The organism is Corallococcus terminator, from assembly GCF_049194865.1.
Classification (GTDB): Bacteria; Myxococcota; Myxococcia; order Myxococcales; family Myxococcaceae; genus Myxococcus; species Myxococcus terminator_A.
The window spans coordinates 117,376-136,742 of record NZ_JBLZWL010000036.1; the positions used below are offsets into that span (position 1 = coordinate 117,376).

A 19,367-nucleotide genomic window follows, 5' to 3' on the forward strand; every position below is an offset into this window, starting at 1 on the left:
GACGAGGCGCGCTGGCAGGGCTCACAGCGCCGAGCCACTGCCAGCGGGGACCGAGGGGACCTACTCCTCGGAGGGTGTCTCGAAGTCCACGTCGAACGAGACGCGCTGGCCGGGCTCCAGCTTGAAGGTCTTCGCCCAGCGCGCGCCGTTGGCGATGACGAGGAGCTGATGCGTGCCCTCGTAGGCGTCCTGCTCCTCCACGGGCGCGGCACCGACGAGCCGGCCGTTGAGGGTGACGATGGCGTCCTTCGGCGCGCGCACGTTGATGAAGCCCTTGTTCAGGAAGAGCTGCTGCGCGTTGCGCCCGCCCGCGGTGATGGTGAACGTGCGCGCCACCTGGATGCCGAGCACGGCGTTGGTGAGCGTGAGCACGTGTCGACCCGCGGGCAGCGCCACGCTGAGCGGCGTGCGCCCCAGGAACCCACCCGAATAGGACACGTCCACGCGAGGATCCACGGTGAGGTCCAGGTAGCCGGTCGCAATCACCTCGGCGCCCGCGTCCGCGCCACCGTCGGTAATCGCTCCCGCGTCCTCCAAGGCGCCCATCGCGATGGACGGAGGCCCCGCGTCCTCCAGCTCCGCTTCAAGCTGGGCCGGCAGGCGCTTGACGATGACGGCCGCGCCACCCAGCGCGAGCACCGTGCCCACACCCACGGCCGCGAGCCAGCCCCGAGAGGACTTCCGAGGCGCACCGGCCGAGGGCGGCAGGGGACTCGAAGCCGGCACCGCGCCCGGTGGTGTCACCGGAACTCCGGATGCAGTCGCGCCGTTCGTGGCGGGCGTGGTCGACGGCGCGGCGCTCGCGAGCGGCGTGGCACTCGGAGTCGAGGACGCGGTCGTTGCTCCGACCGGAGTCGGCCCCGAGCTCTCGGAGGTCGTCACAGGTGCGGCAGGAGCCACCGCGCTCGTGGCCGCGTCAGCGGTCCCCGTCGACGCCGTGGCGCCCTCGGAGGAAGCGACCGCGGGAATCGTCGCCACGGAAGGCAGCGTGGGGTTCGACGCCGTGGTGCTCGTGGCCTCGGTGGCGGTTGCGGTCTCCAGTGCCGGTGCAACCACTGCGGAGGAGCCCGTGGGCTCGCTCGATGGAGGCGCGCTCGGCTCGGTGAGCTGCACGCCGCTGGTGCCGCCGGACACGGCCGCGAGGATGGAGAGCTGGCCCTGCATCGCCGGCCACACCTTCGGAATGGCCGAGGGGGGCAGGGTGCCCGTGACGAGGAACTCCGCCACGACGGGGGGCGAGACGCCGACCTTCTGGAGCACGTCCGCGATGCCCGCGTCGATGACCCGGCGCCGCGCGGCGCGAGCCTCGTTCTCCGGCGGGAACAGCTTGGCGAGGTAGTCCGCCAGCGACGTGTGCGCGGGCAGCGTGCCCACCGCCTCCACAATCGCTTCGCGGAAGGCGTGCGCGGACGCGTACCGGTCATACGCGCGCTTCGCCGTCGCCTTGCGGACCACCGCGTCCAGCTTCAGCGGCACGTCCTGGGACATCGTCGGCAGCGTGCGCGTGAGCGTCGCCTTGTCCGGGTCCGCGTTCTCCTTGAAGGGCATCTTCCCGGAGAGGCACTCGTGCAGCACGAGCCCGAGCAGGAACACGTCCGACTGGATGTTCACGGCCTCGCGACCACCCAGCAGTTGCTCCGGGGCGCTGTAGGCGCGCCGGTTCTTCACGCGCTTTCCATCCCGCTCGCGCGGGGCCACGCTGAGCGCGCCGTAGCCCGTCACCTTCGTCAGGCCGCTGAAGGAGAGCATCAGTGTCTCGGGCCGCACGTCGCCGTGCACCAGCGGCGTGCCGTCGTCGTTGCCGGCCATGTGCGCGTAGTGCAGGCCCGTGGCGGCGTCCGCGGCCACCAGCGCCGCGAGCGGTGGCGGCAGCCGAGGGCTCGCCTCCAGCACGCGCCGCAGGGGCTCTCCATCGGCGAACTCGGTGACGCGCGCCAGCCCGCCGTCCTGGGCGGCCAGGCTGTGGACGCGCAGGATGTTCGGGTGTTCGAAGACGAGCGCTCGGCCCGTCTCCCGCGTCAGCTTCGCGGTCAGCTCCGGGCTCTGGACGACCTCCTGGGGAGCCCAGATGAGAACCACTGGGCGAGGGGGCAAGCCATCCTCGAGGGCAAGCCCCAGGAAGGCTCGGGAGCCCGCCCCGGCGAGCAGGGGACCAAGTGACAGGTAGCGCACGGTGCTCATGGGGCACGCATGCTAGTGCGAGTTAGCCGCCCATCGAAATCCGAGGAAACCCCCTGCCACGCCTGCCTGGAGGCCGGCCCTACAGGCTTTGCCCCCGGTCCTGCTCGAAGGGCAGCGTGATGTGGTACCCGTAGCGGCCCCTCCGCACGAGCAACAACACGCTCCGTCCGCGCCGCGCCGTCACCAGCGCCTCCTTGAACCCGTCCGCCGACGTCACCGGCTGGTTGTTCACCCGGAGGATGATGTCCCCCGGCTCCAGCCCCACCTCCGCCGCCGCGCTCCCCGCCCTCACCCCCGTCAGCGCCAGCACGCCCCGCGCCTCTTTCACTTTGAGTCCTAGTCGGTCCCAGGCCAGGGACTCCACCATGCGTGGGGGGAACTCGGAGGGGGTGAGCTGGACGGTGCGTGTGGCGCCCTCGCGGAAGAGGGCGAGGGGGAAGGCGGAGCGGGCGGGGTAGCCGCGCACGCGGGTGTCGAAGTCCTCGGCGTCCTGGATGCGGGAGCCGCCCAGCTCCGCGACGATGTCCCCGCGCTTCACGCCGGCCTGGTCCGCGGGGCTGCCCGCCTCCACGGCCGTCACCAGCGCGCCGTAGGAGCGGTCCCACCCGAGCTGTCGGGCCGCGCGGGGCGTGAGGTCCACTGCATCCAGGCCCACCCAGGCCGGGCGCACCTTTCCGAAGCGGGTCAGCTCGTCGACGATGCGGCGTACTTTGTCGGCGGGGATGGCGAAGCCGATGCCCTGCGCTCCGCCGCCGAAGATGGCGGTGTTGATGCCGATGATTTCGCCGTCCACGTTGAGCAGCGGGCCGCCCGAGTTGCCGGGGTTGATGGCCGCGTCCGTCTGGACGAAGTCGTTGTACACGCGGTTGTCCGCGCGGAAGGTGCGGCCCACGGCGGAGACGACGCCCGCCGTGACGGTTTTACTCAGGCCGAACGGGCTGCCGATGGCGACCACCGTCTCGCCAATCATCAGGTCCGCGCTGGTGCCGAGCCTCGCGATGGGCAGGGCCTCCTTCGCCGTCACCTTGAGCACGGCCAGGTCATTGCCCGCGTCGCTGCCGATGACCTCCGCGTCGTACGAGCGACCGTCCGCGAGCACGACGTGGATGGCGGAGGCGCCCCGGATGACGTGGTCATTGGTGACGATGATGCCCGTCGGGTCGATGATGACGCCGCTGCCCAGGCCCTCGATTTTCTGGCGCCCCTGCTCGCCGCCCTGGCCTCCGAAGAACTCCTCCAGTGGAGAGCGGCGGCGGAAGCGCGACTCCACCTCCTGTTCGGTGCCGATGTAGACGACGGCCGGGGAGACCTTCTGGACGACCTCCACGACGGCGTCGCGACGCCGGGCCAGGTCCGCGCTCGCGCCGCTGGACGCGAGCAGCGCCACCACCAAGGGTCCCCACTTCATGACTCCAGCCTTCATGTCAGCCCTCCGTTCGCCCGCAGCGGATTGTCCGGCGAATGACACGCAGACTGTCGGGAAGCTGGCGTCATTCCCACGATTCGCTGGAGGCGGTGCGGTGCCTTTCATAAACCAGTCCGCACGTCCGTGAACGATTGCATCTCCAGGAGTCGGCCGTTCCCCGAGGATTTCGGTTCATCCCAGGGGCAGGTCGAAGTCCTGGCGGCGTGGCTTGGGGGCCGCGCTGGTGGGCGGAGGAGCGGAAGAATGAGCCTTGTCCTGGTCGCGGATGATGAGCCCGCGGTGCTGGAAGTTCTCAGTCAGGTGGTGGAGGACCTGGGCCACGAGGTGGTGAAGGCTCGAGATGGCGAGGAGGCCCTGGAGCTGGCCCGGGCGTGTCGCCCACATCTGGTGGTGACGGACCACATGATGCCTCGGCTGAGTGGGGTGGAGCTGTGCCGCCGGCTGAAGCGGGACGCGGACCTCAAGGACGTGCACGTCATCCTGCTGAGCGCGGTGTTGCCGCAGGGGGCGCCGGAGGCGCATGCGTTCCTGCACAAGCCCTTCGAAATCACGGACTTCGAGGCGCTGGTTCACCAGTCGCTGGCGAACGCGCCGAAGCCGGCCTTGAGGGTGGAGGGGCCGCCCGGGGCCACGCTGAGCCAGTGGGCGGCCAGGGCGCTGCAGGGGCCGTTGGAGGAGGCGCGGCGGCAGCTCCGGAGGCTGGAGTCAGGGCCGTCGGTGGACCGGGCCGCGCTGGAGGTGTTGCGAGCGCAGCTCGAGTCGATGGAGCTGGTGGCGTCGGAGCTGGCGCGCCTGCAGGGGGGCGCGCTGTCCGTGGAGCCGCAGGCGGTGCGAGGCCTGACGATAGTCTCGCGGGTGCCGACGGGGAGCGTGAGCTGAGAGGCTCAGGCCTTCTGGGACTTCAGCATCCAGCCAATCATCTTGTAGAGCAGGCGGGCGCCGACGTTGCCGTCCCACTCGCTGCCTTCGGGGTCTGGGGCGACTTCCGTCAGGTCGAAGCCGACGATGGTGCGTCCGGAGCGGACGACGCCGGAGATGAGGGCGATGGCCTCCGGGAAGGACAGACCGCCGGGGACGGGCGTGCCGGTGTGGGGGCAGAGGACGGGGTCCAGGCCGTCGATGTCGAAGGAGAGATAGACGTGCTGGGGGAGCAGGGCGACCATCTCATCGACCTGGCGGTTCCAGGGGATGCCGTCGAAGCGCTTGTTCTGGAGGGCGGCGTCGAAGAAGCCGTGGACGCGGCCCTTGGAGTCCTCGATGTAGCGGTGCTCTTCCTGGCTCATGTCGCGCAGGCCGACCTGGACGAGCGTCTTCATGCCGGGGATGCGCTCGGAGACGTTGTACATGATGGACGCGTGGGACCAGGTGAAGCCCTCGTAGGCGACGCGCAGGTCGGCGTGGGCGTCGAGGTGGAGGACGCCGAGGCCGGGGTACTTCTCCGCGTGGGCGCGGATGATGCCGAAGGAGATGGAGTGGTCTCCGCCGACGGCGGCCACGCGCTTGCCCTGGTCGAGCCAGTGCTTGGTGGTGCGGTAGACCAGCTCGTTCATCTGGTCGCAGAGGGCGTTGACGTCGCGAGCGGCGGCGAGGAGCTCGGGTTCACCGGAGTGGATGCCGCCGGCCTCGATGACGACCTGGGCGCGCTCCTTGGCGCGGGTGTTCCAGTCGCGGAGCTCCTCGGACTCGGGGAGCATGGCGATGCCGCGCTCGTAGGGGCGGCCGGTTTCGACGTCGAAGAGGTCGACCTGGCGGCTGGCATCGAGGACGGCGGCGGGCCCCTCGGAGGTGCCGCCGCCGTAGCTGGTGGTGGCCTCGAAGGGGACGGGGATGAGGACGACGTGCGCCTCATCGGGGGAGTGGGGGAGTCCGAAGACGCCGGAACCCGGCTGCGCCGCGGCGCTGGGGTCGAAGTGGGTGGCCATGGCGGCGGAGGATATGGGGCCGGGAACCGGGTGCAACTGTCTGTTAAGGGCTCGATTTGAGGAGCGAGCACTTTCCCGTGACGCTCCCTACGCTTTTCTGACACGCGGTGGAGCCGTCACCAGGGGCGCAGTCGTGGTCCTCCGTGCATCCCATGTCGACTGGGCAGTCGTAGCCGGCGCCCCCGCTCATTGAAGTCACCGCGAAGGATGAGTCCGCGACTGATTCAATGAGGGGCTGATTGCCTGCCGGGCCTGAATCCATGGCCACCAGTTTCACGGTGCTGCTGTCTGCGGCTCGGGTGGCGATGACTCTCAACTGGGATGACATTTTGTCGGCGGTCGTCGCTTGAATGGCGGACCGGACAACTTCGGCGATGAAAGCGGTGTCCGTCAGTCCAAAAATTGGAATCGCGACGTGTGAAGCGGACGGCGAGTCGGCTTTGACAAATTCGAACGTGCGGCGGACGTTGCCGGCGCCCACGGAGATTATCTCGCCCTCCCGGATGTCTCCGGCAATGACGATGGCCCCACTTGCAGGCCCCGGATGCTGAATCTGGCTGCAGGAAGAACTGCACGCCCCACAAGAGTTGGTATTTCCGTCGTCGCAAGACTCTTGAGATGGCTGTGTCGTCTTGATGTAGCCATCGCCGCAGGTCGCGAGCTTGCAAGTCCTCAGACAGTCATCGTCGTTGGCTTGGTTGCCGTCATCGCATTGCTCGTCGTCGTCACGAATGCCATTGCCGCAGCGCCCGGTCGAGCGACAGTCCGAGCGACACCCGTCGCCGTTGATTCTATTCCCATCGTCGCACCGTTCACTCACGGATGTATCGATGATGCCGTTGCCGCACTGCTCAGTGGAGAGGCAGTCGGCACTGCATCCGTCACTTGATCGGATGTTCCCGTCATCGCACAGTTCGCCTACGGACGTGTCGAGAACCCCGTTCCCGCATTCCTCATCGGAGTGGCAATTCCGGCTGCATCCATCGCCGTCGTTGAGGTTGCCATCGTCACACACTTCGCCAACGGCCGAATCGGTGAATCCATTGCCGCAGATTTCAGTGGAGAGGCAATTGGCACTGCATCCGTCACCCGACTTCGTGTTGCCGTCGTCGCATTTCTCGTTCCGGGCTGAGTCGATAAGGCCGTTGCCGCAAATCTCTAGCGAGCGGCAATCGGATCTACACCCATCGCCGCTCTCGTTTTTCCCATCGTCGCATTGCTCGCCCCATTCAATGTTGACGAAGCCGTCTCCACATTTTTCTTTGGACTTGCAATCCAGAGAACATCCATCGCCGCTCTCGTTGTTCCCGTCGTCACAGGCCTCCGTAGGTGCGTCGACGAAGCCATTGCCGCAGGTCTCATTGGAGAGGCAATCGGCGCTGCACCCGTCACCGTCTTTTTGGTTGCCATCGTCGCATTGCTCGCGAATTCCTCTTTGAACAATGCGATCTCCACATGTCTCGAGGGTGCAGTCGTTTCGGCAGCCGTCGCCATTCAAGTCATTGCCGTCGTCACACTCCTCTTCGCCTTCTTTTCTGCTGTCGCCGCATGTGCTGGGAATGCACGAAGTTCCGTGGCGGGAGCATGTGTATCCAGGAGGGCACATCAGTCCAGTGGAACAAGTAATACTCTGTGATTCGACGCAAGCCAGTAGCGGCGCAACCACGAGAAGGAGGCTGACCACGATCATGCGAACGAGGCATATTTTGATAGAGTGCATGAACTACCTCATTAGAAATGAACGGTGCCCACGACGCCCTTTGACTCGGAGTCGATGGCGGGGGCGACGACCAGTGATGGACCCATTTCGGCTGGATTGAGTCGATAGGCCCGCTGCCGATTGAGATAGAGCAGCACCGTCCCTGTTACGACGGCGGCACCCCCCAGTGAATAGGCGCTTAGTGCGCCTGCCTGGAGTCTGGAGCCCGTTCTTCGAAGTCCCGCCAGCTCGCTGGTCATATGTTTCCCATTGGGCCGGAGCTGTGCGTCGAAATCCCGGAAAGATTCCTTCGCCTTCCAATGCATCAGCCCGCCGCCGCCCGCCGCCGCCAGCCCCGCGCCGAGCACCGTCCATGGAATCCACGCGGACCACTGGCGCCGGTACCGGATGACCTCGTCTTCCGTATACAGATCCAGGTCCACCTCCGCCTTCTCACCCGGCATCAACGGCTGACGCTTCTCCGTCGGCAGATACCCGTCCTTGAAGGCCACGATGCTGTGCACCCCAGGTCGGATGAACGCCTGATACCTCCCGGGTGCCTTGAACAGCGATTGCCCATTCAGCGTCACAATCGCCCCCTCTTCGTCACACTTCACATCCACCCAAGCCAGCTGCTTCTCCAGCAGCGCGTTGTACGAGCGCGCGTGCTCAAACCTGCCGGAGTCGAGAGGCTCGGGTCCATGGCCCATCGCCGACTTCAGGTGCTTGTAGACCTCGATAGGCTGGTCGAGGTTCATCAATGCCAGCGCCAGATTGTAGTGAATCGCCGGGTGGTTCCAGTGTCGCAGCGCCCGTCGGTAGTTCCGAGTCGCCTCGACGAAGACGGACTCCCGCAGTCGCTCATTGCCCTCGAAAAAGAGCGCCTGGGCCGCCTGCTGCTCATCCCGTGGAACGCCCTGCGCCCACGGCCGGTTTCCGCCGATATCCAGCGGCTTGTCCACACGCTGCGCCATGGACACGCTCGCCCATGACACCATCAACACCACGGCCAGCCCGCGTCCACGCGAGCCACATTTCTGAATCGCAGTCATGGGTGCCTCGGTCCTACTTCAAGGTTTCGATGAAAGAGCTTCCGAGCGTGGACTGGATGCGCAGCGTCCGCTCCTGCTCGCGTTGCAGCAGTCGTTCAGCCTCGGCGCGCGCCTGTCGAGCCTGCTGGGCACTGTTCTCGGCCTGTCGCAGTGCCTCGTTCGCCTGGTACTGCGCCCATCGAGCCCGGAGAACGGCTTTGCCCAACTCGATGTTCTGCTTCACCAATTTGTTGTTGGCTGACTCGGTCCGCACGTTGGCCGCATCGACCTGCTGCTGAGCTTCCTGTCGGGCCAGCTCCTTGGCCTGGACTTCCGCAAGTCGCTCCTCCGCCTCCACCGCCGAGCGCTTCGCCAGGAACTCCGCGTTGCGCGCCGAGGCCTCCGCGCGCAAAGCGATGATGGCCTGCTGTTCCGCCTCCTGCTGCGCCTCCCGGATGACCACCAGCGCCACCGCCGCGGAGGCGAACAACACCGTCACCAACGTCACCGCGCCGACAACAAACGCACGCTTCATCCGAGCCGCCCGCGTCGCCTGCGCCGACACCGCGTCGAGGAACGCCCGCTGCAACACCGGCAGCTCTCCCCGAAAACGTCGCTGGAACCGCCGCGCCTCATCCGCCATCTCGCCGCGCCAGAGCAGTCCACTGTCCCGAGCCTTCGCCTGCCACTGCCGCGCCGCGTTCCGCAGTTGCTCCAGGAACGCCGAGTCCTCCTGTCCCTCCTCGAGCCACCTGCGCAGCGTGGGCCAGCCCGAGATGAGCGACTCGTGGACCAGCTCCACCGACGCCCCCGTGGCCTTGTTCCCCGTCTGGATGACGAGCAGTCGCGCCTGGACCAGGCTGTCGATGAGCCGCTGAAGCTCGTCCGCGTCCCGAGTCAGCTCGCGCAGCTCCGCCAGCGACACAATCGCGCGCGTCCGCTCCGACGTGACGAGCCGCAAGAAGATCGCCCGAGCCAGCGCCCGCTCCGGAGAAGACATCCCCGCGAGCACGCTGTCCGCATGAGTGGCGAGCGCCCCCGCGATTCCGCCGAGCTGCTGGAAGGCGCTCTCCGTCAACATCCGCCGCGATGGGTCTCTCGCCTCCCACAGCCGGGTGGCCGCGAACTGGAGCAGGGGCAGGGCACCCGGAGTCGTCTCCAGGTGTTGGAGCATCTGGTCCACCATCTGGGGGGACTCGAAGCGATAACCCGCCATCTCCGCGGGCTGCACGAGCGCGTCCCGCAGCCCTTCCTTCTGGGGCGCCGTCAGGAAGAACAACCCCGGGGACAGCTCCGCCATGAAGCGCTCGTCCTCCGACACCCGGTCCAGGAAGTCGGAGCGCAAGGAGAGCACGACGCGGATGGGGGACGTCGCGTCATCGGCGATGCCAGACAGGCAGGCCGTGAAGGCACGGCGCTCCTTCGCATCGGGCACCAGCGTATAGAGCTCTTCGAACTGGTCGATGAACAACACGATGCGCCGACGCTCGCGACGCGCCCGGGCCCGCAGCACGGCGCCCACGTAGCCCGGCTCCATCCGAAGATGCGCGGTGATCTGCTGCTGCTTGCGGAGGTCCTCCTCCAGCGTGGGTGACGACGTGACGAGAGGCGCCACCATGTTGGCCAGGGCCCCGAGCGGGTCTCGACCGGGGCGGATGATGAGCGACTCCCAAGGGATGCCGGTCCGCTTCAGCACGGGCACCAGGCCCGCGCGCACGAACGAGGACTTCCCCGCGCCCGACGGACCGACAACGGCGAGCAGCGGCTGGTCCTGCAGCCGGTTGACGAGCGCGGCGGTCTCCCGCGAGCGGCCGAAGAACCGCGCCGAGTCCGCCTCCTGGAACGAGCCGAGGCCCGCATACGGGCTCTCGTCGAGCCCCGCCTCGTGGACGAACCGGCCGGGGAGAAACGGCTCCAGGGCCCGCAGCACCGCGAGCGCATCCGGGAAGCGCTGCTCCTTGCGCTTGAGCAGACACCGGTCGACGACGGCGGCGAGCTCGGCGGGGACGTCGGGGAGCACGGACCGCAGCGGCGGCATGGGCTCCTCGAGCAACGCGGTGACCATCAACTGAGGACCCCGCAGGGGCTCCAGGGGATGCCGGCCCGTGAGCATCCGGAACAGCATGATGCCGACGGCCCAGATGTCGGTGCGGTGGTCGACGGGGATTCCGTTGCCCCACTGCTCCGGGGACATGTACGCGAGCGTCCCGAGCAACGCGCCCTGGCGCGTCAGGTGAACGGACTCATCCCGAGGCCCCATCGGGGGCAGCAGCCGCAGCCCTTCCAGGAGCGCGCGCGGGTCCGTCTCGCCGCGATGCTCGTCTCCCTGGAGCACCTTCGCGATGCCGAAATCCAGCACCTTGATGGTGCCGGAGTCCGTCACGATGATGTTCTCCGGCTTGAGGTCCCGGTGGACGATTTTGTGCGCGTGCGCGCAGGACAGAGCGCGGAGGATGGGCGACACCAGCTCCACGGCGCGCGACGGGGGCAGTCGCGGGCTGCTCGTCAGAACCTTGTTGAGCGGCTGGCCCTGCAGGTACTCCAGCACCATGTACGGGGTGGCATTGGCCTCACCGACTTCGTAGATGATGACAATGTTTTCGTGGCTGCACCGGGCGGTGGTGCGGGCCTCGAGGATGAACCGGCGGGCGAACTGCGCGTCCTGCGTGTGCAGCAGCTTGATGGCGACGCGACGGCCCAGCCGGGTGTCTCGCGCGAGGAAGACGGTCCCCATGCCTCCGCTGCCGAGCTGTCGAATCAGCTCGTAGTGCTGGATGCGGGTGCCTGGGCCAAAGGCAGCCAGGGTTCCGGGCGGGGGAGCAAGGGGAATGGGCGCACTGCGGGCGGTTTGAGTGGGTTCTGGCTTCATGGGGTACTCGGAGAGGCAGGGGGGCCTCGGGAAAGCGCGAGCGGCCCATCGCCCCCGCGAAGGGTGCGGGCCGTGCTTCAGCGAATCTCGATGTGGGCGGGCCGACAGGGATGGGCTGCTGACGAATCCCTGTTCGCGGGGAACCGACACCCGCCGTTGACGAGAGCTCTAGGGGGGAGGTCCGATTTTCCGGAGTAAGCTCTCGTTGCCAATCTTGAGCACACTTGCCTGCTTGCCTATGTGGACGCGAGGGCAGGACTGTGTCGTGTGATTGGCGCTTGAGTGATGTCGCGCAACTTCATTGCCTTGGCGCCGAGAACAGGGCGAAGCGTGGTCAAGACGCGCTGAGACTGGCTTCTGTTAGGAGGCGAGCATGTCGTCGGTGGGTGGTGCAGACTCAGGAAATCGTGGGGGCAATTGTGGGAGCTCCCGGGGAAGTGACAGGGCTTCGTCCCGAAGTGAGGCCAATGTCAGCGCCTCGACGAATGCGAGTCCAAGCGCGGCGAAAGCCAATGCGACGGATACAGCTGCGAAGACCTCCGTCGGGTTCTCAGGGGTGAGCAGCTTTGGGCCTCCCAAGCAGGACTACAGCAAACTAGGGAGCCAGCCAGTTGCGGCCAGCAAGCCACGGGCGGTGGAGGCTCCGAAGAAGCCGCTGGAGAATCCGCAGAAACTCCAGGCTCTGAAGGACGTGCTCAACAAGTCTCCGCTGGGGGCGCTCGCGGTGAAGTTCCTGGAGGATAGGAAGGTGAAGGTCGAGTTCGACGAGGTTCCGTCGCAATGGAATGGTAAAACCATCAACATTGATGGCCGCCTGTCTCTGGGCGCCGCCGCGCTTGACCTGGTCCATGAAGCCCGGCACGCCAGGGAGACTCTCGACAAGACGACGCCGAGTTCCAAGGAACCGAAAGACAGCTTTATCGCGGGGAATATCCGCGAGGAGGCCATGGCGACCGTGGACGGCATCCGTGTCAAGGATGACCTCATGGCCCAGGGCATCAACGTATCTGCCAGCTTCCCGATGGAGACCCAATACAGGGAGGCCTACAACGATGCCTTGGCGAAAGGGCATGGCAGCGCGATTGCGGAGCAGCAGGCCTTCGACCGCGTCCACGCGGGCTTCCTTAACGGCGAAGTCCCGAACGGGATCACCAATCGACCGTACAGCGAATTTTATAGCGAGGAGTGGGATAAGCAGCAGAAGTAGCCCGGAAGGGACTGGCGGCGGCCTCGCTGGATGTTGACGTGGGGGCTTTCACGATACCTTGTCATCCCCGCCTGCTACGGTGCGGGGATGACACGTTGGCTTGTGCCCGTGGTGGTGCTGCTGGGGGCGGCGATGATGACGGTGCTGGGGCATCTCTCGTTCACCGCGGCCCTGCTGGTGCCGTTCCTGGTACTGGGGGGAGGGGTGCTATTGCTGGTGACGTTCGTCCGCGCGCTCATGCCCGGCCGGAAGTCGGTGAACTTCCTCACCCAGGCGTACCTGCTGGTCGGTATCGCGCTGACCTATGCGGGCATGACGCGGGGGATGTCCTGGCGGTTTGATCGCATCGAGGAGGAGTTCGCCCCCCTCATCGCGGCGCTGGACGCCTACCACGCCGAGACGGGGCAGTACCCCGAGTCGGTGGCGGAGCTGATTCCCGCGCACCTGTCGAAGGCGCCCTCGTGCGAGCTGACTGATTCGCCCGACGTGAGGCCAGGCCTCTCCGACGCCGGCTATTACCGCAAGACGCCCGACGCCTACGGCATCACCTGCATGACCATCGTCTTCTGGAAGTACTCGTACAATCCCGAGAAGAAGTACTGGTACGGCTGGGATTGACGGAGCGCCCGGGCAATAGGAGTCCGGGCGCCCCGATGGGTCAGAAACCCACGCGAGTCATCGTGAAGGGCTGCGAGCCATTGACGCCCTTCTGGAGGATGATGCCGGTGATCTTCCCCGTGAAGAGGCTGCGCTGGATCTGGCTGATGGAATAGACGTCGCGAGTCACCCCGGCCAAATCCCTGAAGGCGATGAACGAGCCGATGGCGGGGTTGTTGGGGAGCGCGTAGAAGCTGCCCGTCTCCGTGTTGCAGCCCAGCACGGGGCAGGTGCGGCTCACCGTGCGCACGTAGCTGCCCTCCACCCGGTCGATGTACTCAGTGCCCGTCAGCGTCATCGTGAGCAGCTCTTCCGTCGCCGCCAGAGGCCAGCTCCGTGAGTAGGTCCCCACGAGTCCCGCCAGGCTGTCCGGCGTCTCGTAGAGGGCGGCCTCGACGGTGCCGGTGGCCTCGGGGTGCTCCGCCCCGGCCTCCGTGCCTTCCAGTCCTCCACATCCCGCGAGCAGCGCCAAGCCGATGACCATGCCATGCCGAAGGTGTCCCATGTAGCGCATTGCCTTCCCGGGCCGCACGTGTGCGGCGAATCCGTGAGTTGAGGGGTGATTCAGTTTTCAGCTAAGCCGCCGCGCCGGACGCCGTCAAGCACCGTGCGTGGAGTCCCGCGACACGGTGGCGTGACCTCCCGGTCACTGATGCACCGCGTTGATGCGTCACGACATTCCATCGGCCGCGCGAAAAGGCCGCGCCAACGGAAATGACAATCTCGAATGCGAGGGTATAGAGGTCATCCACCATTGACTGAGAGGGGTTGTTGGGTGCGAGTCTGTAAATGGCCGTACCCAGACAAGCCATTCCAAAGAGGAGCAGTCATGACGCCGGTCCGAGGCGCAGGGGCGAGGTTCACGCGGTGGGGGCTGTTGTTGGTTCCGTTGTTGTGGGCGTGTGGATCGGCGACGGGGGACGCTGGAGGGCCGCCGTCCGCGCCTCCGCCAGGGGAGTCCTCGCGCGGCGTGGTGTCCTGGGAGGAGTACCAGCGCAGTGCCCGGCAGGTGGTGGACGGCAAGGAGTACTACATCGTCGAGTGGGATATCGGGCTGTCGCTGGAGGCGCTTCGCGAGCGCTACGACGGCTACGTGGCGGCGCAGTCCGCGGGAGTGAAGGCGGGGCCGGAGCCGCTGGGGACGCAGACGTCACCGCTCATCGTCAACCGGGTGGGGCTGGCGGATGATATCTGGCCCTGGGCCTCGCGCTTCAACCTGCGCTACTGCGTGAGCAACGCGTTTGGCGGGAACAAGGCGCGCATGGTCAACGAGATGGCGAACGCGGCGGCGACCTGGCGGGCCTTCGCGGATGTCCAGTTCATCTATGACGCGAGCCAGGATGCGAACTGCACCAACGCCAACCCCGCGGTGACCTTCTCCGTGCAGCCGTGGACGGGCAGCGGCGCGTGTGCCTTCTTCCCCTCGGGCGGTGGGTGTGTGGCGCGCACGCTGGTCATCAACATCCCCAATCTGGACCCGGCGCCGCCCACCTCGCCCAACGTGACGACGGCCACGGTGCTCATCCACGAGCTGGGGCACGTCCTCGGCTTCCGTCACGAGCACACGCGCAACGCCGCTCCCTGCTTCGAGGACAACAACTGGCGCGCGCTCACGCCCTACGACGTCAACTCGACGATGCACTATCCCTGGTGCAACGGCGTGACGACCTCCACGCTCAACATCACCTACCCGGACGCGGCGGGCGTGGCCCTCCTCTATGGCTGGCATACGAACGCCAACGTGGACCGCGCCGCGCCCGCGGTGCACACGCATAACGTGACGGTGACGGCCCAGGTGGCCCAGGCGTTCTACTTCCCCATCGATGTGCTGACCAACTTCGCGGAGGGCTGCTTCCCCTCGACGGCCGCGCCGACGGCCGCGCACATCCGCTACGGAAGTGGCTTCGCCGGCGCCGTGGCGGCGGTCGCCACGTCAGTCGTCAACACGGGCGTCCAGTGCAGCCCCGGCTTCACCTGGTACCGGGCCAACTACACGGGGGTGTCCACGCTGGCCCTGAACACCTATACGTTTGTCTTTGGCACCGGAACCCAGCCGCTCACCATCGCCGTGGACAACAACAATCCCTACGGCGGCGGCGCGCTGTGGGACTCCATCAGCGGCGGGCGCGTCTATACGACGGCGGACGGGCGCTTCCGCGTGGGACGCCTCGGGCCTCCCTGAGCTGAGCGCCACGACACGTCAGGAGCGGGGCGGCCAGGGCAGCTCGGCCGTCCCGCTTCCGAGCCGCCCGCGCCAGCCCGTCACTCCCAGCGCACCACGAGCTTGCCCACCGAGTCGTTGCGCGCCATGCGCTCCAATCCCTGACGCAGCTCCGCCTTGGGCAGCACCGCGTCCACCACGGCGCGCAGCGCGCCCGAGCGGAACAAGGGGAGCAGGTGGCGCTCCGCGCTCTGGGCCAGGGCCATCTTCTCCTCCACGGGGCGGCTGCGCAGCACCGTGCCCGTCATGCTCAGGCGCTTGGTCAGCAGCAGCCCCAGGTTCAGGTCGGCGTGAGCCCCGGCCACCAGCCCCACCAGCATCATCCGCCCGCGAGGGGCCAGGGCCTGCAGCGACTCCGGCACGTAGTCCCCGCCCACCAGGTCCAGGCACAGGTCCGCGCCCCGGCCGCCCGTCTCCTCGCGCACCGCGTCCGCGAAGCGCGGGGGTGACGACTCGCACAGCACCGTGCGCACCACGCCCCACTCGGAGGCTCGCGCCAGCTTGGCCGCGTTGCGTCCCGTGCCCACCACGCGCGCGCCCGTGGCCTGGCACAGCAGCGCCGCCGCGGAGCCCACGCCGCTGGCCACCGCGTGTACGAGCACCGTCTCACCGGGCTTCAGGCCGCCCTGGAGCACCAGCGCGTCGTACGCGGTGAGGTAAGCCTCGGGCAGCGCCGCCGCGTCCGCGAAGTCCAGGCCCTCGGGTATGGGCAGCGCCTCGCGCTCGTGCGTGAGCAGCATCTGCGCCCAGGCGCCGCCGCCCACCAACCCCATCACCCTGTCACCCACCTTGAAGCGGCGCGTGCGAGGGCCCACGGCCACGACTTCGCCCGCGTACTCGAGGCCCGGCACGTCCGGGGGCACGTCTGGCGGGGCGGGGTAGTGCCCGCGAATCTGGAGCAGGTCCGCGCGGTTGAGGGCGGTGGCCCGGACGCGCACCCGCAGCTCGCCGGGGCCAGGCGTGGGCTCGGGGCGCTCCTCCTCCGCGAGGACTTCAGGGCCACCGGGCTCGGTGATTCGCATGACCTTCATGGCGCGGACCTCTCTTCGGGCGAGCGGGCACGAAACGTCCTGGCCCGCGAGAGCGTCAAGGCATATCTAAGGACAGGTCCATCATGAGCACTGTCACCTGTCCCATCTGTAAGAAGCTCTCCCCTCCGAGGGCCGAGAACCCGGCCTTCCCGTTCTGTTCCCGGCGTTGCCGCGCCGTGGACCTGGGTCGATGGTTGGGGGAGGAGTACCGGATGCCCGACCGCCAGGCCGAGCAGACGGAGGATGAGCTGCCCTCCGGCAGCCACCCCGACCGCCAGCGAGAGGATGCGTGAGCGGCTTCGTCGACCTGCACTGCCACCTGCTGCCCGCCGTGGACGATGGCGCGCGCACGCTGGAGGACGCGCTGGAGATGGCGCGCGCGCTGGTCGACCTGGGCTTCTCCACCGTGGCGCCCAGCCCTCACGCTCGCCCCGAGTACGCGCCCGTCGACGTCGTGGAGGCCCGGCTCGCGGAGCTGAAGGCGGCGCTGGAGCAGGCGCGAATCCCGCTGTCGCTCGGCCGCAACGCGGAGAACGTCCTGGATGACGCCTTCCTGCGCGGCCTGGGGACGCCCTCGGCGCGCATGCTGGGCGCGGGGCGCGTGACGCTGGTGGAATTGCCCTACACCGCGCCCGTGCCCGCGCTGCCGGACATCCTCTTCCGCATCCGCACCAAGGGCGTGGTGCCGCTCATCGCCCACCCCGAGCGGTGCCTGGAGTTCGAGCGCAAGGGCCGCGCGGCCGAGGCCGTGCGCGCGGGCGCCCACCTCCAGCTCGACGTGGGGGCGCTCATGGGCCGCTATGGCCCCATGGCGAAGAAGCTGGCCCGGGCCTTCCTGGACGACGGCCTCTACGCCGTGGCCGCCACGGACCTGCACGGCCCCGTGGGAGCGCGGGATTGGGTGGGCCGGGCGCTCGGGGAGCTGAGGAGCAGGGTGGGGGAGGAGGCGTCCGGCCGCCTCCTTCGGGGCAACCCATCCCGCCTGCTGGCCGGCGAGTCGCTGGAGTCCGACCAGGACTGACGGTATACCCGGCCGCCGTGAAACGCGCCGTCAAGCTCATGGCCAGCCTGCTGGTCACCGTCCTCTTCCTGTGGTGGGCCTTCCGGGACACCAATTGGGGCACCCAACTCGCCAGCCTCAAGTCGGCCAACTACGTCTGGTTGGTGCCGTACTTCGGCTGCCTCCTCGCCATCCACGTGTTCCGCACGTTGAGGTGGGGCAGCCTGCTGTCGGGCATGGAGCGCATCCCCTTCCGCAAGCTGAACGAGGCGTCCGGCATCGGCTTCATGATGCTGCTGGTGCTGCCGTTCCGCCTGGGGGAGTTCGCCCGGCCCTTCCTCATCGCCCAGCGCAGCTCCATCCGCCGCAGCGCCGCGATGACGTCCGTGGTGCTGGAGCGCATCGTCGACGGCCTCTTCGTGGCCTCGTCCATGCGCGTGCTTCTCTTCTTCGTCCCCACCGAGACGCCCGAGGTCCGCTACGTCAAGCTGGGCTCGTGGTTGATGTTCGCCGTGTTCGGCGGCGGGCTGCTCTTCCTCCTCGTCGGGCTGTGGCAGCAGGAGCGCACCGTGGGCCTGGTGCGCGCCACGGTGGGCCGCTTCGCTCCGGGCCTGGCCGACAAGGTGGCGGACGTCGTCGACACCTTCGTGGGCGCCATGCGGCAGCTGCCCGACGCGAAGCAGGTGGTCCTCTTCTTCCTCTTCACCGTGGGCTACTGGGGCCTGAACGGCTTCGGGATGATGCTGCTGGCCAACGCCTTCGACTGCTCGGGCGTGGCGGCCGGCACCGCGTGTCAGCCCATGGAGCTGTCGCTCTTCCAGGCGTACGTGGTGCTGTGCGTGCTGGTGGTGGGAGTGATGATTCCGGCGGCGCCCGGCATGGTCGGGACGTTCCAGGCGGCATGCAAGGTGGGCCTGAGCCTCTTCCTGCCCGCGTCCGTCGTGAATGCCAGCGGGCTGGCCTACGCCAACGTGATGTGGTTCGCGCAGACGGCGCAGACGGTGGGCTTCGGCATCCTCCTCATGTCCCTGGGGCACATGTCCTTCAAGGACATCGCGGGCAAGCTGGAGAAGGAAGGCGAGGCCGCCGCGCCCACGGCGTGAGCCCCGCGAGGTCCTCGCGGGAGCTCGCCGTGGGGCTTCTTCACGGCGTCACGGGTCGATGTTGCGCTTGATGGTGCCGAAGGGCGTGTCGACCTGGTGCTCGCTCTGGCCCTCGGTGGCGTAGCCCTCCGGCGCGCACCAGGCCTTGGCGGTGTCCCGGATGGAGACGACGGGGGTGTCCACCGCGATGCGCTCCTTCGACGTCGCCTTGGAGACGAGCTTGTCGTCGCGCATCAGCACGCAGCGGTCCTCGCCGTAGTACCAGGCGGTGGACTTGTCGGGGAACTCCTGCGCCCGGGTGGGGCCTTCGCCCATGGCGTCGACCACTTCCCGCGCCGTCATGCCGGGGTAGAGCTTCTGGAAGCCACCGGTGGTGGAACAGCCGGAGGCGGCGACGGCGACGGTCAGGAAGAAAGAGCGCATGGGGTGCGGGGCTCCTGGGAAAGGAAGCCGCCAGCCTAGCCCGCGCGTGTCGCCAGCCTCCAGACAGGGGCCGGGTGTGTGTGTCTTACAGCTCCTGGTCCAACCAGCGGATGATGGCGTCGCGGATGGAGGTAGGCTTCTCGGAGGCCGGACGAGCGCGCGGGCCACGCGCCGTCTCCACGTCGTGGAGCCGCGCGGGCCACAGGTGCTCGCGGGTGCGGGGCGGCGCTCCGTGCTGCATGAAGGCCCGACGCGTCACGACTGGCCTTCTTCCTTCGCGGGGCCTCGGCCGTACTTGCCGAGCAGGTCCTCCACCGCCTCGCGGAGGTACTCGCTCTGGTGGATGCGGGTCCGCCGCGCCAACTCGCGCAGCTTCTGGACCTGCTCCTCCGGCACCAGGACGTGGGTGGAGACGATGTCGGCCTCGGGCCCACGTGCGTCCACGGACACCTCGGCGGCGGCCGGGGACGCGGGAAGCTCGGGGCTCAGGGGGCTGGCGTTTCCATCTTGCATCGGGGGTTCCTCCTGGCGTGGCTGCTACAGGCCGCTACCGACCTGTCCTGGCATTAGGAGGGCGCTCCGAGGACTCGTCAACAA

18 protein-coding genes are annotated in these 19,367 nt (G+C 67.9%); 7 read left to right on the plus strand and 11 right to left on the minus strand.

Going from position 1 to position 19,367, the window contains the following annotated elements; translation table 11 throughout:
• Nucleotides 1-60: 60 nt before the first annotated feature.
• Nucleotides 61-2,181, minus strand: coding sequence for a protein kinase domain-containing protein (locus ACN469_RS13430; protein WP_498767804.1), 2,121 nt, complete (start codon nucleotides 2,179-2,181; stop codon nucleotides 61-63).
• A gap of 79 nt (nucleotides 2,182-2,260) precedes the next feature.
• A complete protein-coding gene (locus ACN469_RS13435; RefSeq protein ID WP_498767805.1) occupies nucleotides 2,261-3,604 on the minus strand; it encodes a trypsin-like peptidase domain-containing protein in 1,344 nt (447 codons plus the stop codon).
• Nucleotides 3,605-3,850: 246 nt separating this feature from the next.
• Between ACN469_RS13435 and ACN469_RS13440 the strand changes: the two genes are divergently transcribed.
• Complete coding sequence (locus tag ACN469_RS13440) at nucleotides 3,851-4,486, plus strand: response regulator (RefSeq protein ID WP_498767806.1); 636 nt, start codon at nucleotides 3,851-3,853, stop codon at nucleotides 4,484-4,486.
• A 5-nt stretch (nucleotides 4,487-4,491) separates the two neighbouring features.
• Here the strand turns inward: ACN469_RS13440 and ACN469_RS13445 are convergent, their stop codons facing one another.
• Genes ACN469_RS13445 through ACN469_RS13460 form a run of 4 tightly spaced genes read right to left on the minus strand, consistent with a single transcriptional unit; the run spans nucleotide 4,492 to nucleotide 11,128 of the window.
• A complete protein-coding gene (locus ACN469_RS13445) occupies nucleotides 4,492-5,529 on the minus strand; it encodes an agmatinase family protein (protein ID WP_498767807.1) in 1,038 nt (345 codons plus the stop codon).
• A 43-nt stretch (nucleotides 5,530-5,572) separates the two neighbouring features.
• On the minus strand, nucleotides 5,573-7,249 hold the full coding sequence (locus ACN469_RS13450; RefSeq protein WP_498767808.1) for a DUF4215 domain-containing protein: 1,677 nt from the start codon (nucleotides 7,247-7,249) through the stop codon (nucleotides 5,573-5,575).
• A gap of 11 nt (nucleotides 7,250-7,260) precedes the next feature.
• Nucleotides 7,261-8,280: a peptidase associated/transthyretin-like domain-containing protein gene (locus ACN469_RS13455; RefSeq protein ID WP_498767810.1), complete on the minus strand. Its 1,020-nt coding sequence runs from the start codon at nucleotides 8,278-8,280 to the stop codon at nucleotides 7,261-7,263.
• Between the two features lie 13 nt (nucleotides 8,281-8,293).
• Nucleotides 8,294-11,128, minus strand: a complete 2,835-nt coding sequence (locus ACN469_RS13460; RefSeq protein ID WP_498767812.1) for a serine/threonine-protein kinase — start codon at nucleotides 11,126-11,128, stop codon at nucleotides 8,294-8,296.
• Nucleotides 11,129-11,684: 556 nt separating this feature from the next.
• Here ACN469_RS13460 and ACN469_RS13465 point away from each other — a divergent pair.
• Together ACN469_RS13465 and ACN469_RS13470 are read left to right on the plus strand one after the other, a co-directional pair.
• Nucleotides 11,685-12,335, plus strand: a complete 651-nt coding sequence (locus tag ACN469_RS13465; RefSeq protein ID WP_498767814.1) for a hypothetical protein — start codon at nucleotides 11,685-11,687, stop codon at nucleotides 12,333-12,335.
• 87 nt (nucleotides 12,336-12,422) lie between these two features.
• A complete protein-coding gene (locus tag ACN469_RS13470; protein WP_498767816.1) occupies nucleotides 12,423-12,953 on the plus strand; it encodes a hypothetical protein in 531 nt (176 codons plus the stop codon).
• Nucleotides 12,954-12,993: 40 nt separating this feature from the next.
• Here ACN469_RS13470 and ACN469_RS13475 read toward each other — a convergent pair whose 3' ends face one another.
• Complete coding sequence (locus ACN469_RS13475; protein WP_498767818.1) at nucleotides 12,994-13,497, minus strand: hypothetical protein; 504 nt, start codon at nucleotides 13,495-13,497, stop codon at nucleotides 12,994-12,996.
• A 324-nt stretch (nucleotides 13,498-13,821) separates the two neighbouring features.
• Between ACN469_RS13475 and ACN469_RS13480 the strand changes: the two genes are divergently transcribed.
• Entirely contained in the window at nucleotides 13,822-15,174 is a 1,353-nt protein-coding gene (locus tag ACN469_RS13480; protein WP_498767820.1) for a M57 family metalloprotease, read from the plus strand.
• A gap of 80 nt (nucleotides 15,175-15,254) precedes the next feature.
• Here ACN469_RS13480 and ACN469_RS13485 read toward each other — a convergent pair whose 3' ends face one another.
• On the minus strand, nucleotides 15,255-16,244 hold the full coding sequence (locus tag ACN469_RS13485; RefSeq protein WP_498767822.1) for an NAD(P)H-quinone oxidoreductase: 990 nt from the start codon (nucleotides 16,242-16,244) through the stop codon (nucleotides 15,255-15,257).
• An 83-nt stretch (nucleotides 16,245-16,327) separates the two neighbouring features.
• Between ACN469_RS13485 and ACN469_RS13490 the strand changes: the two genes are divergently transcribed.
• The 3 genes from ACN469_RS13490 to ACN469_RS13500 are packed head-to-tail and all read left to right on the plus strand — an operon-like array spanning nucleotide 16,328 to nucleotide 18,347.
• Nucleotides 16,328-16,537 (plus strand): DNA gyrase inhibitor YacG, encoded by a 210-nt coding sequence (locus tag ACN469_RS13490; RefSeq protein ID WP_498767824.1) that lies wholly within the window; start codon nucleotides 16,328-16,330, stop codon nucleotides 16,535-16,537.
• Nucleotides 16,534-17,265, plus strand: a complete 732-nt coding sequence (locus tag ACN469_RS13495; RefSeq protein ID WP_498767826.1) for a tyrosine-protein phosphatase — start codon at nucleotides 16,534-16,536, stop codon at nucleotides 17,263-17,265. The genes ACN469_RS13490 and ACN469_RS13495 overlap by 4 nt, the downstream gene beginning before the upstream one ends.
• Nucleotides 17,266-17,282: 17 nt before the next feature.
• A complete protein-coding gene (locus ACN469_RS13500; protein ID WP_498767828.1) occupies nucleotides 17,283-18,347 on the plus strand; it encodes a lysylphosphatidylglycerol synthase transmembrane domain-containing protein in 1,065 nt (354 codons plus the stop codon).
• 48 nt (nucleotides 18,348-18,395) lie between these two features.
• Here ACN469_RS13500 and ACN469_RS13505 read toward each other — a convergent pair whose 3' ends face one another.
• The 3 genes from ACN469_RS13505 to ACN469_RS13515 form a co-directional block, all read right to left on the minus strand.
• Complete coding sequence (locus ACN469_RS13505) at nucleotides 18,396-18,770, minus strand: hypothetical protein (RefSeq protein WP_498767830.1); 375 nt, start codon at nucleotides 18,768-18,770, stop codon at nucleotides 18,396-18,398.
• Nucleotides 18,771-18,855: 85 nt separating this feature from the next.
• Entirely contained in the window at nucleotides 18,856-19,029 is a 174-nt protein-coding gene (locus tag ACN469_RS13510; RefSeq protein WP_498767832.1) for a hypothetical protein, read from the minus strand.
• Nucleotides 19,026-19,283, minus strand: coding sequence for a ribbon-helix-helix domain-containing protein (locus ACN469_RS13515; protein WP_498767834.1), 258 nt, complete (start codon nucleotides 19,281-19,283; stop codon nucleotides 19,026-19,028). The genes ACN469_RS13510 and ACN469_RS13515 overlap by 4 nt, the downstream gene beginning before the upstream one ends.
• Between the last annotated feature and the right edge of the window lie 84 nt (nucleotides 19,284-19,367).